A 15833-nucleotide genomic window follows, 5' to 3' on the forward strand; every position below is an offset into this window, starting at 1 on the left:
GAACTACTCTTGTCGTCAGTTGCCCTTCGCACGCCCGACCAGGCCACGCGCCACGATCATCCGCATGACTTCGTTGGTGCCCTCCAGAATCTGGTGAACCCGAAGATCGCGCACGATCTTCTCGATGCCGTAATCGGCAAGATAGCCATAGCCACCATGGATCTGGAGCGCCTGGTTGGCGACCTCGAAGCCGGTATCGGTCGCGACACGCTTGGCCATGGCGCACAGCTTGGTGGCGTCCGGTGCCGTGGCGTCGAGGGAAGCCGCCGCGCGCCATAAAAGGCTGCGCGCCGCTTCCAATTCGGTCGCCATATCGGCCAGTTTGAACTGCAGCGCCTGGAAATCCGCGATCCGCGAGCCGAATGCCTTTCGCTCCTGCGCATAGGCGATCGCCTTGTCGAGCGCCCCTTGCGCGCCGCCAAGCGAGCAGGCGCCGATGTTGAGGCGCCCGCCATCGAGCCCCGCCATCGCGATCTTGAAGCCGATCCCTTCCGGCCCCAGCCGGTTGGCGGCGGGAACACGGCAGTTCTCGAAGATCACCGCGGCCGTCGGCTGGGCGTTCCAGCCCATCTTCTTCTCGTTGGCTCCGAAGGAGAGGCCAGGCGCTCCCTTTTCGACGACCAGCGTCGAGATACCTGAAGGGCCGGCTTCGCCGGTGCGCACCATCACGACGTAGACGTCGGAGACGCCCGCCCCCGAGATGAACTGCTTCTGGCCGTCGAGGACGTAGTGGTCGCCGTCGCGCACCGCTTTCGTCTTGAGCGCTGCGGCGTCGGAGCCGGCGCCGGGCTCGGTCAGGCAGTAGCTCGCCAGATGCTCCATGGTGCAGAGCTTCGGCAGGAAGGCCTGGCGCTGCGCCTCGTCGCCATAACGGTCGATCATCCAGGCGCACATGTTGTGGATCGAGATATAGGCCGCGACCGTGGGGCAGCCGGTCGAGAGCGCCTCGAAGATCAGCGCCGCGTCGAGCCGCGAGAGCTCCGAGCCGCCGACATCCTCATTGATGTAGATGCCGCCCATGCCCAGGGCGGCCGCAGCGCGCATTTCCTCGACCGGGAAATGCTTCTCCTCGTCCCAGCGGATCGCGTTGGGAGCGAGTCTCTCGGCGGCGAAGCCGAGCGCCATCTCCTGGATGGCAAGTTGGTCTTCGGTGAGGGAGAAGGCGGTCATGCCTCATCGTCCAAGACAATGACTGAAGCTCCGGCCAAGCTCTCGCGCGGGCTGTCGAGCCCGCGCGCAAAAACGTCCAACACGGAGTCGCTGAAGGACTTGCCCATCAGTTGAGCATGCGCCCGCAGGGCGGCGATGGCCTCGTCGCTGACGTCTGGGATGAGGATGTCGTTCGGACCGATCTCGATTTCGCTCAACTTCGGCATGATGACATCCTCCGCTTGTCTCGATCCTATCAACCCATCGTCGGAATGACGAAGCTCGCACCGTCCTTGATTCCGCTCGGCCAGCGCGCCGTCACCGTCTTGGTCTTGGTGTAGAAGCGGATCGAATCCGGGCCATGCTGGTTGAGGTCGCCGAAGACGGAGCGCTTCCAGCCACCGAAGGTGTAATAGGCCAGCGGCACCGGGATCGGCACGTTGATGCCGACCATGCCGACCTGGACCTTCGAGGCGAAGTCGCGCGCCGCGTCGCCGTCGCGGGTGAAGATCGCGGTGCCATTGCCGTATTCGTGGTCGTTGGTCAGCTTCAGCGCCTCGTCATAGGTCTCGGCGCGCAGCACGGAAAGGACCGGTCCGAAGATCTCCTCCTTGTAGATGCGCATGTCCTTGGTGACGTTGTCGAACAGGCAGCCGCCGACATAAAAGCCGTTCTCATAGCCCTGCATCTTGAAGTCGCGCCCATCGACCGCGAGCGTCGCGCCCTCGGCGAGGCCGATATCGATATAGGACCGGATCTTCTCTTCCGCCGCCTTGGTGACGACCGGGCCGTAATCGGCGGCCATGTCGGTCGAGGGGCCGATCTTGAGGGCTTCGACGCGCGGGATCAGCCGCTTCACCAGTTCGTCGGCGGTGGCCTTGCCGACGGGAACCGCGACCGAGATCGCCATGCAGCGCTCGCCGGCCGAGCCGTAGCCCGCGCCGATCAGCGCATCGACCGCCTGGTCCATGTCGGCATCGGGCATGATGACCATGTGGTTTTTGGCGCCGCCGAAGCACTGCACGCGTTTCCCATTGGCGCAGCCGCGGGCGTAGATGTACTCCGCGATCGGCGTCGAGCCGACGAAGCCGATGGCCTTGATGTCGGGGTCGTCCAGAATGGCATCGACCGCGACCTTGTCGCCGTTGACCACGTTCAGGATGCCCGGAGGTCCGCCGGCCTCGATGAAGAGTTCGGCGAGCCGCATCGGCACGCCGGGGTCGCGCTCCGAAGGCTTCAGGATAAAGGCGTTGCCGCAGGCGATCGCGGGGCCGAGCTTCCAGAGCGGGATCATCGCGGGGAAATTGAACGGCGTGATGCCGGCGACCACGCCCAGCGGCTGGCGCAGCGAATAGATGTCGATGCCCGGCCCGGCGCCGTCGGTGAACTCGCCCTTCATCAGATTGGGTACGCCGAGCGAGAACTCGACGACCTCGACGCCGCGCTGGATATCGCCCTTGGCATCCGGAATGGTCTTGCCATGCTCGCGAGCGAGCAGCTCGGCCAGTTCGTCATTGTTCTGGGCGATCAGGTCGAGGAACTTCATCAACACGCGGGCGCGGCGCTGTGGATTGACGGCGCCCCACTTCACCTGGGCCTCCGCAGCGTTCTCGACGGCCGTGCGCATCTCGGCCGGCGAAGCCAGCGCGACCTGGCCGATGATGCTGCCGTCCATCGGCTGGTAGATTTCGGCGGTGCGGCCCGAGGTGCCTGCGACATGCTTGCCGCCGATGAAATGCCCGACCTGACGCATCGCGCCCTCCCTACGAATGGTGGTGTGCCGTGAATGGCGCTACCCCTACCATTCACGTTTGCGCACGGCTATAGCCATCATGGATTGAAGGCCGTGCGCAAAAGCAAATATCAGGGAGAGCGCCTTTGGAGCGGTTCGACTGGGACGATCTGCGCTTCTTCCTGGCGGTCGCGCGTTCAGGCCGGCTGACCGCGGCGGCCCGCCGGCTCGGCGCCGACCACGCCACGGTCTCGCGCCGGATCACCTCGCTGGAGGACTCGCTCAAGGCCAAGCTCTTCGAGCGCAGGCCGCAGGGCTATACGCTGACGGCTCATGGCGAACGGCTGCTCGCCCGGGCCGAGAGCATGGAAACCGACGCGCTGGCGATCCAGAGCGATATCGGCGGTGCCGACATGGCGCTGGCCGGCACGGTCAGGATCGGTGCGCCGGACGGCTTCGGCACGATTTTCCTCGCGCCGCGCCTCGCCAGACTGGCCAGCGCCTATCCCGGCCTCGAGATCCAGCTCATCGCCATGCCGCGCCTGCTCTCGCTGTCGAAGCGCGAGGCCGATGTCGCGATCACGCTCGCCCCTCCCAAGGAAGGCAAGGTCGTGGCGCGCAAGCTGTCCGACTATCGCCTCGGCCTCTACGCCACGCAGGGCTATCTCGATTCGATGCCGCCCGTGACGAAGCCGGACGACCTCTTCTCTCACCGCATCGTCGGCTATATCGACGACCTGATCTTCACGCCCGAGCTCGATTATCTCGACGAGGTCGCGAAAGGCTTGCGCGCGCAAATCCAGAGTTCGAGCGTCCTAGCGCAGATGAACGCCGTCGTCGCCGGCGCCGGCATCGGCGTGATTCATCACTTTATGGCGCAGGGCGAGCCCCGCCTTGTGCCGGTTCTGCCGGAGACCGTCTCGATTACCCGCTCGTTCTGGCTGCTCGTCCATGCCGATCTGAAGGACGTGGCCCGGGTGCGGGCCATCGTCGATTTCGTCGTGCGCGAGGCCAAGGCCAGCCGCGCCCTGCTGATGGGCGAGGGCGCTTCGGCGGCTTGAATTCAGATCCGCCAGGGCAGAACGTTGGCGGGCAGCTTCCTGGCAAAAAGCTCCAGAACCAGCATCGCGGCAAGGATCACCGCCGAGGCGCTGAGCGCTACCGCCGCAGCCTCTCCGGCCAGGCCGGCTTCCTTCAGGCTGAACAGCACCACTCCGAGCGTTTCGGTGCCCGACGTCCAGAGCAGGGCCGACACCGTCAGTTCGTTGAAGGCGACGAGGAACACCATCAGCGCCGAAACCGTCGCCGCCGGCGCTAGGATTGGCGCGACGATGAAGCGCAGCATCTGCCAGAGCGTAACCCCGTCGAGTTTGGCCGCCTCCTCGTGATGCGCCTCGAGCTGTGCCATCGCTGCGACAGGCGCCTTCAGCGCCAGCGGCATGAACCGTGCGAGATAGGCGAACAGGATGATGAAGGGCGTGGCGTAAAGGCTCCATCCCAGCAGCGGCAGCGGCTTCAGGAAGAGCAGGATGCAGGCGATGGCGAGTACGACGCCCGGCAGCGCATAGGGCAACTCGATCACCAGTTCGACCGCGCGCCGGAACTTGCCCATGCGTCGCTCCAGCCCATAGGCAAAGGCGATCGAGACCAGAGCGAGAATGACCGCGGCGGCGCCCGCAAACAGGAAAGAGTTGCGGAAGGCGCGCACCGTCACCGTCTGACGGACCAGCACCTCGGTGAACTTGTCCAGCGTCAGGCTGTGCCAGGACAGGGCGACGCCGAGCGCCGGCGTCAAGGCCTCGCCCAGCAGCGCGAGCAGCGGCAGGCCGAGCTTGAGCGCGAGCAGCGCCCACAAGCCGGCCGCCACGAACGGCCTCGCGCGGCCGAGCATCCAGAAGGGCTGCAAGGGCCGTTCGATCTCGACCCGGCCGCCGTTGCGGCGCGTCGCGAACACGCTCGCCAGGATGCCGAGACCGGCGACGAGGGCGACCAGCAGCGACAGGGCAGCCGCGTCCGACAGGCCTGCCGGGCCGAAGCTCGACAGGCGCCGATAGATCAGCGTCGGCAAAGTGAGATAGTTGACCGGCAGCCCGAGCAGCGCCGGAATGCCGAAATTCCCGATCCCGGCGACGAAGGCGATCAGGGCCGCCGCGATGATCTGCGGCCGCAGCACCGGCAGCAGGATGCGCGTCACGATGGTGCGGGGCCCGGCGCCTTCCATCTGCGCCGCTTCGATCAGCGAGTGCGGCACGCTGCGCAGGCCGGTCCACAGGGTGATCGCGACCAGCGGCGCATGGTGCAGCGCCATCACCAGAATGATCCCGCCGCGTCCGAGTAGGGGGTTTTGCGTGCCGGGTTCCGGCGACAGGCCGAGCCAGCCGAGAATGGCCGAATGCGGCGCAAACAGGCTGAGGAAAGCGAGCGCCGCGACCTGCGGTGCGATCATCATCGAGAAGACGAATGTGAAGGCGAGCGCGCGCTTGCCGCGGACATCGGTCACGCCCAGCGCCAGCGCGACCGCCCCACCGATCAGCAGTGCGCCGAGCGCCGAGGCGCCGGCAGTTTCGAAGGTATGGAGCGTCGCGTTGAGCGCCGCGCGGCTGCCGATCTGGGCAAGCGCCCCTTCTGGCGCGAAGCGCCAGCCGGGCGCGAAGGCGGCCGCGATGAGCCGCAGCAACGGCAGCCCGCCGAGAAGGAACGCGGTCAGCGTCAGCAAGGCCGGCAGGCCAAGACCGGCCGGCCAGCGGATGAGCGGCCACGGCGCGCCGGGGAGATTGCGACTGCCCGGCGAGGATGCGACGGTGCTCATGAACCGGTCGCGCCCCGCCGAACCGTCACTCGAAGATGTCGCTGAAGCGCTTGCGCGCGGTGGTTTCGTCCGCCAACGCCTTGGCAGCGTCGAACGGCATCAGCTTGATGGTGTCGCGGGCGGGATAGCCCGCAGGCAATGCGACCTGCGGATGTGCGGCGACATAGCCCTGTTTCAGCGCGATTTCCTGGCCATCCTTCGAGATCAGGAAATCGACGAAGGCCTTGGCGGCCTCCGGGTTCTTGGTGGTCTTGAGGATCGCGACCGGCTCGCTCACGGCCGAGACGCCTTCGCTGGGAAACACGAACTCCACCGGCGCGCCCTTGGCCTTTTCACGGATCGGCATAAAGTCGACGATCATGCCGTAGAGCTTCTCCCCGGTCGCAACCTGGCGCAGGATATCGCCGTTGCCGCCGGCCGCGAGGGCGCCATTGCTCTTGAGGGCTTCATAGTAACCCCATCCGCCGGCGAGATTTCCCGTCAGCGTCATGGTGTGGATCAGCGCGGCTCCCGACGTCAACGGGCTGGGCATGGCGAGCAGGTTCTTCACCTCCGGCTTGCCGAGATCGGCCCAGCTTGTCGGCTTGAGGCTCGCCTTGGTGTTGTAGACGATGCCGGTGGTGATCAGCTTGGTGGCGAACCACATCTTCTGGGGATCATGGATGCCGCCCGGATAGGCCGACAGATCGGCGCTCTCATGCGCCAGAAGCCGGCCTTCCTTCTTGAGGCCTTCCATCGTCACCGAATCCGCGATCAACAGCACGTCGGCCTGCGGTGCGCCGGCCTCGAACTCGGCCCGGAGCTTGGCCATCACGCGGGGCGTCCCGTCGCGCACGAAGCTGACCTCGACTTTGGGATATTTCGCCTTGAAGGCGTCGATCGTCTGCTGCGCGTCGGTGTTGGGCTGGCTGGTGTAGAGCACGAGCTTGCCTTCCGCCGCCCAGACGGGCGTCGCGGTCGCAATGGCTGCGGTCGCCAGCACCAACAGGGCGGTCGTAGCGATCATGGTATGACGCATCGCGTTCTCCAGTGACAAATCTGCGGTAGGCGGACAAGCGGCAAGCCGCATCCGGCCTCCGTCTCGGCCAGCCGATTTCCTGCGTCGCCGTAAGGCGCACTCATGACGCATTAGTGACGGTCTGTGTTTCCTTGATGCTGCATCGTCGGAAATCGCGGCAAAGCGCGCCAAAAAGCGATTAACCCTCCCCGGCTTTCTCTGGAACTGCTCGAATTTCCGGCGTTCGGGCCGCTTGTTTGTCATGGGGGTTTTCGACTAGGGTCCACTTTAAGACGTCCTAAATCGTCGGCTTCAAACGTTTTAATTGGGAGGTATCAATGAAATCGGTTCGTTGTCTCGTCACTGGCGCGGCTTTTGCCGCGATCGCCGCCGGCTGGTCCGGCGCCGCGGTGGCGCAGGAAACCGTCACGGTCTGGTTCACCAAGGGCTTCTACAAGGGCGAGGATGATGCCCTGCTTGCCGTGGTGGACAAATTCCAGAAGGCGACCGGCGTCAAGGTCGATCTTTCTCTCTATGCGACCGAGGATTGCGTCACCAAGTCGGTCGGCGCCGTCGAGGCCGGAACACCGCCCGATGTCGGGTTCTGCACGACCTACGACTTCCGTACCACCGGCAAATGGGCCTTCGACGGCAAGCTCGAAGACGTCACCGATGTGATCACGCCGATCAAGGCGGAGTTCCAGCCGCAGGCGCTGGCGACGACTTTCCTGATGAACGGCAAGACCAAGGCGAAGTCCTACTACGCTTTTCCGGTCGAACAGCAGATGATGCACATCACCTACTGGAAGGACATGCTTGAGGAAGCGGGCTTCAAGGAGAGTGACATTCCCAAGGGTTGGGACGGCTATTGGGATTTCTGGTGCGACAAGGTCCAGGGTGCGATGCGCGCCAAGGGCAAGCGCATCTACGCCGTCGGCCATCCCATGGGCATTGCCGCGTCGGACACGTTCTACAGCTTCCTGACCTTCGCTAATGAATTCAACGCCCAGATCGTCGACGAGGATGGCAAGGTCGTTCTCGACCAGCCGAAGAACAAGGCGGCGATGATCGAGGCCGTGAAGGCTTACGCCAATATTTTCCAGCGTGGCTGCACTCCACCCTCCTCGGTGAACTGGCTCGATCCCGACAACAACGTCGCGTTCCACAACCGCACGACCGTCATGACCCATAACGCCACGATCTCGATCGCGGGCAAGCATATGGACGACATGTCCAACCCTGCGCTCACGGAAGAGCAGCGTGCCACGGCCAAGAAAAACTACGAGGACAATATCCGCACGGCCGAGTTTCCGACCAAGCCGGACGGCAGCAAGATGACCAATCTCGCGGCGGTCAAGACGGCTGTGATCTTCGCCGACGCCAAGAACAAGAAGCGCGCCAAGGAGTTCATGGCCTTCCTGCTCAAGGACGAGAACCTGCAGCCCTTCGTCGACGGTTCGACTGGCCGCTGGGTGCCGACCACGCTGAAGGGCATCGAGAGCCCGTTCTGGACCAGTGGCAAGGATCCCCACCGCGCCGTCGTCTACAAGCAGTACAAGGACGGCACGATCCCGTTCCAGTTCGTCTACAACTACAACTTCACGACCCTGAACGCCGAGAACGTCTGGGCCAAGGCCGTCAACCGCGTGGTCCAGGACAAGATCGCGCCTGAAGTCGCGGTCGACGAGATGATCGCCCGCATCAAGCAGATCGCCGGCTAAGTCCGACGATCGTAGAATCGACCGACAAGGCGTCCCTGCGGCAAACAACAGCCGCGGGGCGCCGACCCGTCTCAGCACGACGGCGACGCCGAGGGAGAAAACCATGACAGCGACCACTATGGCCGCGCCGGCGCTGCCGGCCTCGAAGTCGAGCGACGCGGTCTCCGGACATACGCGTGACCGCGCGCTTTGGGGCGCGATCATGCTGGCGCCCTATGTGCTCGTCTTCGCCGTGATGGTGGTCTACCCCGTCGGTTACGGCCTCTGGCTCGGCCTCAACTGGAATTCCTATCGAGCCCTCTTCGCCGACCCGATCTTCATCCGCACGGTCATCAACACCATCGTCTTCCTGTTCGTCGCGGTGAACCTGAAATTCGCGATCGCGCTTGTCCTGTCGGGTTTCTTTGTCGCGCAGCGGGCCTGGGTGCGCTTCGTGCTGGTGCTGTTCATCCTGCCCTGGGCGGTTCCCTCCATCCCGACCATCCTGTCCTTCCGGGTCATGCTCAATCCGGAAAACGGCATGATCAACCAGCAGCTGTTCCACTGGTTCGGCATTGTCGAGGGGCCCGGCTGGCTGACCGACCCGACATTGGCCTTCTGCATGTCGATCATGGTCCATATCTGGAAGTCGCTGCCGTTCTGGACGCTGATCCTCGTCACCGGCCGGCTTGCCATCGCGCAGGACCTCTATGAGGCTGCCAGCGTCGACGGCGCCAGCAAATGGCAGCAGTTCAAGTTCATCACCTGGCCGTCGCTGGCGACGCTCTACGTCACATCCACCATGCTCTCGATGATCTGGACACTGGGCGATTTCAACAGCGTCTACCTGCTCACCGGCGGCGGACCAGGCGACCTGAACCATGTGCTGTCGACCCTCGGCATCCGCTACATGCGCAACAACAACCTCGATCTCGGCATCGCCTCGATCATCATCGCGATGCCGCTGATCCTGCCGATGGTCTATTTCATGGTGAAGCGTCTCTCGAAGGGAGCCGAATGATGAAGAAGGTTCTCGACGAGGGAAAACTCATCCTGATCGCCATCCCCGTCCTGCTCTGGACGCTGCTGCCGATCTACCATCTTTTCGTGCTCTCGATCTCCAATCAGGAATCGATGCTGGCCGGAAAACTCTGGCCCGACGCGCCGACGCTGCAGAATTTCCAGATCGTCTTCAAGCAGCAGCACTACTACCTGACGAATTTCTGGCTGCAGATGTTCAACAGCTTCTTCATCGCCATCGCGACGGGGATGATCACGCTGCTGGTCGCGACCTTTGCCGCCTTCGCGATCTCGCGGCTGAGGGTCAAGGGCGGCCGCACCATCATGAACCTGGCGCTGGCGACCTATCTGATCCCGGCCGCCTTCCTCGCCATCCCGATGTACAAGGCGATGGGCTCCTATGGACTCCTGAACACGCAGACGGCGCTGATCCTGGCCATGGTCGCGCTTGCCTCGCCCTATGCGATCTGGGTGCTCAAGCAGGCCTCCGACAAGCTGCCGAGGGAGTTGGACGAGGCGGCGATCATGGATGGCGCGACCTCGCTCCAGCTCTTCCGGCTGGTCTATCTGCCGCTGATGAAGCCCTCGATGGTGGTCATCGGCATCTATGCGCTGCTGCTGGCCTGGAACGAGTATCTCTATGCCTTCCTGCTGCTCTCCAGCGAGAGGGCCGTTCCACTCGCGGTGGGACTCGGCCTGTTTCTGTCGGCCGACGACGCGCCCTGGAACCTGCTGATGGCCGCAGGCCTTCTCTACGCCATCCCGCCCGCGGTGATCTATTACGGCTTCCGCAAGAACATGGTCGGCGGCCTGACGGCAGGTGCGGTGAAGAGCTGAACCCCTGTCATTCCGGGGCTTCGCGCAGCGGAGAACCCGGAACCCACGACCGGGCGAGCCCATTTCGGCCGCAGGGTTTTCACCCGGTCGTGGGTTCCGGGTTCGGCCTTCAGCCGCCCCGGAATGACGTGGGACGCATGCCGGACATTCTCTATTTCCCTCGCCATGCTGCCGAACAGGCGTCACATTGCGAGCGTTAGATTCAAGACGAAGACTGCCAGGACCCTGACATGACCGCTTCCAAGCTCGACCAGCTCCGCGAGATGACCACCGTTGTCGCCGATACCGGCGACATCGAAGCGGTCCGTCGTCTGAAGCCCGTCGATTGCACCACGAACCCGACGCTGATCCTGAAGGCCGTCGAAACGCCGGCCTATGCCCATCTCGTCGATGAGGCGGTTGACTGGGGCAAGAAGGCTGGCGACGCGGGCGAAAACACGGTCCATGCCGTCTGCGACCGGCTGGCCGTCACCTTCGGGGCCGAACTCACCAAGATCGTGCCGGGCCGCGTCTCGACCGAGGTCGATGCCGACCTGTCCTTCGACACGCAGGCCACCATCGACAAGGCGCGTGCGATCATCGCCGCCTATAAGGAGCGTGGCATCGAGAAGGACCGCGTTCTGATCAAGATCGCCTCGACCTGGGAGGGCATCCAGGCGGCCAAAGTGCTGCAGGCAGAAGGCATCGACTGCAATCTGACGCTGCTCTTCGCCCTGCCGCAGGCGGTGGCCTGTGCCGACGCCAGCGCCTTCCTGATCTCTCCCTTCGTCGGCCGTATCCTCGACTGGCACGTCAAGGCCGGCGGTGGTCCCTACACGGCGGAGACCGATCCGGGCGTCGTCTCCGTGAAGAGCATCTATGCCTATTACAAGGCGTTCGGCATCAAGACGGTCGTCATGGGCGCTTCCTTCCGCAATATGGCTGAGATTGAGGCGCTGGCGGGTTGCGACCGACTGACGATCGGCCCCTCCTTGCTCGACGAACTGGCCGCCGCGACAGGCGACCTGCCGCGCAGGCTGTCGCCGGCCTCATCGCCCCAGGCCGCGCCCGAATTCGCCAAGAAGATCGTGCTGGACGAGAAGGCCTTCCGCTTCGCCATGAACGAGGACGCGATGGCCAGCGACAAGCTGGCCGAAGGCATCCGCGGTTTCGTCAAGGATCTTCGCGGTCTGCGCAAGCTCGTGGCCGAAAAGCTGGTCTGATCGGGAGCGTCATCCCGTGCGCGCTGCAGCACGCAGTGATGCGGCGCAGACACGGGACCGCAAGACGAGAAGGCGCCTTTTCCTCATGGCGCTCCCGCATCTGCGCCGCGGCATTGCATGCCGCAGCGCGCGCGGGATGACGCTCTAAGACCCCTGTGCCGCGAACGCCTCCGCCCGGATCGTGTTCAGCGACTTCGATGGCGTAATCGCCTCGGGATCGAGCAGGCAATGCAGGATCGCCGGCTTGCCGCTGGCGACTGCGCGCTCGAAGGCCGGGCCGAACTCCGCCGTGGTCTCGACCCGCTCGCCATGGCCGCCGAAGGCCTTCGCGTAGGCCGCGAAATCAGGGTTCTTCAGCGTCGTCGCTGAGACCCGGCCGGGATAGTGCTTCTCCTGATGCATGCGGATGGTGCCGTACATGCCGTTGTCGATCACGATGACGATCACACCCAGGTCATATTGCACGGCGGTCGCGAAATCCTGCCCGTTCATCAGGAAGCAGCCGTCGCCGGCAAAGGCGATCACCGTTCTTTCAGGGAACAACCGCTTGGCACCGATCGCGGCAGGCACGCCATAGCCCATCGAACCCGAAGTCGGCGCAAGCTGCGTCGCGAATTTATTGAAGCGGTGGAAGCGATGCACCCAGCTCGCGTAGTTGCCGGCGCCGTTGCACATGATGGCATCATCGGGCAGGTGCCGGCGCAGCCAGGTCACCATCTCGCCGGGATGGAAGGTGCCGGCGACCGGAGCAGGCTGGCCGCTCCAGCCGAGATAGCTTTCATGCGCCTGCGCGGCCTCGCCCGCCCACGGGATCTCCTGCGGCGGATGCACGGTCTCCAGCGCGGCGCAAAACGCGGTCGGCGAGGCGTTGATCGCCAGCGACGGACGGTAGACCCGGCCGAGTTCCTCGGCGTCCGGATGCACATGCACCAGCGGCCGGCCTGGATTGGGGATGCCGAACAGCGTGTAGGATTGGCTCGGCATCTCCGACAGCCTGCCGCCGACGAGAATGACGAGGTCGCTCTCCTGGATGCGCTTCAGCAGCTTCGGATTGGGCCCGATGCCGAGATCCCCAGCGAAGTTCGGATGATCGGCAGGGAACAGCATCTGCCGGCGGAAGGAAACAGCGACGGGCAGGTCGAAGCGCTCGGCAAAGCGCTGGAAGCGCGCGATCGCCTGCGGGTCCCAGCGCGAGCCGCCCAAGATCGCGACCGGAGACTTCGCCGCCCAGAGCCGCTTCTGCAGGTCGATCGTCTGCAAAAGGGACGGATGCGTCTCGGTGACCTGATAAGGCTCGGCGTCGGCCACGTCCGCTAGATCGGTCAGCACGTCCTCGGGCAGTGCGATCACGACCGGGCCGGGCCGGCCCGACGTCGCGACATGGAAGGCGCGGCTGATGATCTCGGGAATGCGCGCCGCATCGTCGATCTCGGTCGCCCATTTCGTCATGGTGCCGAAGACGGCGCGGTAGTCGAGTTCCTGAAAGGCCTCGCGCTCGCGCATGCCTCGTTCGATCTGGCCGACGAACAGGATCATCGGCGTCGAATCCTGGTCGGCGATGTGGATGCCGGGGGAGGCGTTGGTCGCGCCGGGTCCGCGCGTCACGAAGCAGATGCCGGGCTTGCCGGTCAGCTTGCCGGCGGCTTCGGCCATCATCGCGGCGCCGCCCTCGGCCCGGCAGATGGTAACCTTGAGATCGGCGTCGTGAAGCGCGTCGAGCACGGCGAGATAGCTCTCGCCCGGCACGCAGAAGGCGTCGGTGGCGCCATGGAGGATGAGTTGGTCGACGAGGATCTGCCCGCCGGTGCGATTAGTCATGCTGAGGCCCTCCCCAGGCCGGGTCGTTCAGAATCTCATCCGCATGTTCGCCGAGGCGCGGACTCGAGCGCCCAGACACCTGTCGCACCCCGTCCATGACGATCGGCGAGGCGACGGTCGGGATGGCCCCGCCCTTCGCGGCGTCGCTTTCCAGATCGACGCGAATGCCGCGCGCCAGCACCTGTGGATCGGCGAAGACCTCATCGACGCCGTTGATCGGGCCGGCCGGCACGCCGACCTTTTCTAGCGCCGCAAGCAGATCGGCTTTCAGATAGCGCTGGCAGAGCTGGTGCAGCCGCTCGGTCAGCGCGACGCGGTTCTCCACGCGCGAACGGTTGTCGGTATAGCCGGGCTCGTCGGCCAGCGCGGCATCGCCCAGGACCTCGCAGAGCTTGCGCCACTGCCCGTCATTGCCGGTGGCGATGATGATGTGGCCGTCCGCGACGGGAAAAACGTCATAAGGCACGATGTTGGGGTGTGCGTTGCCGAGCCGGGCCGGCGGGGTGCCGGAGACAAGATAGTTCATCGCCTGATTGCCGAGCACCGCGACTTGCGCATCGAGCAGGGCCATGTCCAGCATTGCCCCCTCGCCGGTGGCATCGCGCCGGCGCAAGGCCGAGAGGATGCCGACCGAGGCGTAGAGACCCGTATAGATGTCGGCGACGGCATACCCTGCCTTCATCGGCGCGCCGGTCGGTTCGCCGGTAACCGACATCGGCCCGCCCATGCCCTGCACGAGGAAATCGTAGCCGGCGCGCGGGGCGTAAAGGCCGGTCTGGCCGAAGCCTGTTACCGAGCAATAGATCAGGCGCGGGAAGGCCGCCCGCAGCGAGGCGGCGTCGAGCCCATATTTGGCGAGCCCGCCGACCTTGAAGTTTTCGACCACGACATCGGCATGGGCAGCGAGCCGGCGCACCAGCGCTTGGCCCTCGGGCGTACGAAAATCGGCCGTGATCGAGCGCTTGCCGCGATTGGCCGAATGGAAATAGGCCGCTGAGAGATGCTCGCCGTCCGCCGCCTCGACGAAGGGCGGTCCCCATTTGCGCGTATCGTCGCCCTCAGGTGCCTCGACCTTGACGACATCCGCGCCGAGATCGGCCAGCAACTGGCCGATCCAGGGACCGGCAAGGATGCGCGCGAGTTCGAGGACGCGCAGGCCGGCGAGGGGAGGGGTTGAAGTCATTGCAAGTAATCCGCGCCGTCATCCCGGCCGGAGCGAAGCGGAGAGCCGGGATCCATGCCTGAACGCTGATCGGCGATGTTCTGGCATGGATCCCGGGTCGAGCTGCGCTCGCCCGGGATGACGCGGAGGGTGTCGGAAGGTTTCAGAAGAACGCCTGCAGCCCGGTGATCGCCCGACCCAAAATCAGCGCGTGAACGTCATGCGTGCCCTCATAGGTATTTACCGTCTCGAGGTTCGCCGCGTGGCGCATGACATGGTACTCGATCGAGATGCCGTTGCCGCCATGCATGTCGCGGGCCTGGCGGGCGATGTCGAGCGCCTTGCCGCAATTGTTGCGCTTCACCAGCGAGATCATTTCCGGGGCCATCTTGCCTTCGTCGAGCAGGCGTCCGACGCGCAAGCTACCCTGCAGGCCGAGCGTGATCTCGGTCAGCATGTCCGCCAGCTTCTTCTGGTAGAGCTGCGTCTGGGCGAGCGGCTTGTTGAACTGCTTGCGGTCGAGCCCATACGATCTGGCCCTGTGGAAGCAGTCCTCGGCCGCGCCCATCACGCCCCAAGAGATGCCGTAGCGCGCCCGGTTGAGGCAGCCGAACGGACCCTTGAGGCCCGAGACGTTCGGCAGCAGGTTCTCCTCCGGCACGATCACGCCGTCCATGACGACCTCGCCCGTGATCGAGGCGCGCAAGCTGAGCTTGCCGCCGATCTTGGGCGCCGACAGACCCTTCATGCCCTTTTCGAGGATGAAGCCGCGGATCTGGTTGTCATGCGCGGCCGACTTCGCCCAGACGACAAAGACGTCGGCGATCGGCGAGTTCGAGATCCACACCTTGGAGCCGGTCAGGCGATACCCGTCCGACACCTTCTCGGCGCGGGTCTTCATGCCTGCCGGGTCGGAGCCGGCATCGGGCTCCGTCAGGCCGAAGCAGCCGACCCATTCGCCGGACGCCAGCTTGGGCAGGTACTTCTTGCGCTGGCTTTCGTCGCCATAGGCATAGATCGGATACATCACCAGCGAGGACTGCACCGACATCATCGAGCGATAGCCGGAATCGACGCGCTCGACTTCGCGGGCCACAAGCCCATAGGAGACGTAGTTGGCGCCGGCGCAGCCATACTCCTCGGGGACGGTGACGCCGAGCAGGCCGAGTTCGCCCATCTCGTTGAAGATCGACCGGTCGGTTGCCTCATTGAGATAGGCCTCCGAGATGCGCGGCTGCAGCTTCTCCTGAGCGAAATCGCGTGCCGTGTCACGGATCAGGCGCTCGTCCTCGCTCAGCTGCTCGTCGAGCAGGAAGGCGTCGTCCCAGGTGAATTCGGCCAGCTTCTGGCTCGTGGCGTGGCTGCGGGCGGCTTCTGCCATGGTATTTTTCCTTCCCTGCTGTCCCA

Annotated in this window: 13 protein-coding genes; 5 read left to right on the forward strand and 8 right to left on the reverse strand. The window is 64.8% G+C overall.

The features are described from left to right. Positions 1 to 15: 15 nt before the first annotated feature. From AXW83_RS25095 to AXW83_RS25105, 3 genes are read right to left on the reverse strand one after another with little or no spacing between them, the layout of a single operon-like run. Positions 16 to 1170, reverse strand: coding sequence for an isobutyryl-CoA dehydrogenase (locus AXW83_RS25095; RefSeq protein ID WP_066618943.1), 1155 nt, complete (start codon positions 1168 to 1170; stop codon positions 16 to 18). Further along, positions 1167 to 1376, reverse strand: coding sequence for a hypothetical protein (locus AXW83_RS25100; RefSeq protein WP_066618946.1), 210 nt, complete (start codon positions 1374 to 1376; stop codon positions 1167 to 1169). Before AXW83_RS25100 ends, AXW83_RS25095 begins: the two co-directional genes overlap by 4 nt. A gap of 29 nt (positions 1377 to 1405) precedes the next feature. Beyond that, positions 1406 to 2902: a CoA-acylating methylmalonate-semialdehyde dehydrogenase gene (locus AXW83_RS25105; RefSeq protein WP_066618949.1), complete on the reverse strand. Its 1497-nt coding sequence runs from the start codon at positions 2900 to 2902 to the stop codon at positions 1406 to 1408. A gap of 125 nt (positions 2903 to 3027) precedes the next feature. On the opposite strand from AXW83_RS25105, the gene AXW83_RS25110 reads away from it, so the two are divergent. Beyond that, complete coding sequence (locus tag AXW83_RS25110; RefSeq protein ID WP_066618951.1) at positions 3028 to 3942, forward strand: LysR family transcriptional regulator; 915 nt, start codon at positions 3028 to 3030, stop codon at positions 3940 to 3942. 2 nt (positions 3943 to 3944) lie between these two features. Here the strand turns inward: AXW83_RS25110 and AXW83_RS25115 are convergent, their stop codons facing one another. Both AXW83_RS25115 and AXW83_RS25120 read right to left on the reverse strand, forming a co-directional pair. Further along, positions 3945 to 5690, reverse strand: a complete 1746-nt coding sequence (locus AXW83_RS25115; protein ID WP_082767397.1) for an ABC transporter permease — start codon at positions 5688 to 5690, stop codon at positions 3945 to 3947. A 25-nt stretch (positions 5691 to 5715) separates the two neighbouring features. Continuing rightward, a complete protein-coding gene (locus AXW83_RS25120; RefSeq protein WP_066618953.1) occupies positions 5716 to 6708 on the reverse strand; it encodes an ABC transporter substrate-binding protein in 993 nt (330 codons plus the stop codon). A gap of 317 nt (positions 6709 to 7025) precedes the next feature. Here AXW83_RS25120 and AXW83_RS25125 point away from each other — a divergent pair, with 317 nt between their 5' ends. From AXW83_RS25125 to tal, 4 genes are all read left to right on the forward strand, one after another. Further along, a complete protein-coding gene (locus AXW83_RS25125) occupies positions 7026 to 8408 on the forward strand; it encodes an ABC transporter substrate-binding protein (RefSeq protein WP_066618955.1) in 1383 nt (460 codons plus the stop codon). Between the two features lie 103 nt (positions 8409 to 8511). Next, positions 8512 to 9408, forward strand: a complete 897-nt coding sequence (locus AXW83_RS25130) for a carbohydrate ABC transporter permease (RefSeq protein ID WP_066618957.1) — start codon at positions 8512 to 8514, stop codon at positions 9406 to 9408. Then, positions 9408 to 10244, forward strand: coding sequence for a carbohydrate ABC transporter permease (locus tag AXW83_RS25135; protein ID WP_066621213.1), 837 nt, complete (start codon positions 9408 to 9410; stop codon positions 10242 to 10244). The genes AXW83_RS25130 and AXW83_RS25135 overlap by 1 nt, the downstream gene beginning before the upstream one ends. A gap of 230 nt (positions 10245 to 10474) precedes the next feature. Continuing rightward, positions 10475 to 11446 (forward strand): transaldolase, encoded by a 972-nt coding sequence (gene tal, locus AXW83_RS25140; protein WP_066618959.1) that lies wholly within the window; start codon positions 10475 to 10477, stop codon positions 11444 to 11446. A 144-nt stretch (positions 11447 to 11590) separates the two neighbouring features. Here tal and AXW83_RS25145 read toward each other — a convergent pair whose 3' ends face one another. The 3 genes from AXW83_RS25145 to AXW83_RS25155 form a co-directional block, all read right to left on the reverse strand. Beyond that, positions 11591 to 13264, reverse strand: a complete 1674-nt coding sequence (locus tag AXW83_RS25145) for a thiamine pyrophosphate-binding protein (RefSeq protein ID WP_066618961.1) — start codon at positions 13262 to 13264, stop codon at positions 11591 to 11593. After that, positions 13257 to 14447: a CaiB/BaiF CoA transferase family protein gene (locus AXW83_RS25150; protein WP_066618967.1), complete on the reverse strand. Its 1191-nt coding sequence runs from the start codon at positions 14445 to 14447 to the stop codon at positions 13257 to 13259. Before AXW83_RS25150 ends, AXW83_RS25145 begins: the two co-directional genes overlap by 8 nt. A 142-nt stretch (positions 14448 to 14589) precedes the next feature. Continuing rightward, on the reverse strand, positions 14590 to 15807 hold the full coding sequence (locus AXW83_RS25155; RefSeq protein ID WP_066618974.1) for an acyl-CoA dehydrogenase: 1218 nt from the start codon (positions 15805 to 15807) through the stop codon (positions 14590 to 14592). Positions 15808 to 15833 lie beyond the last annotated feature (26 nt).

It is taken from the genome of Bosea sp. PAMC 26642 (genome assembly GCF_001562255.1).
Lineage (GTDB): Bacteria > Pseudomonadota > Alphaproteobacteria > Rhizobiales > Beijerinckiaceae > Allobosea.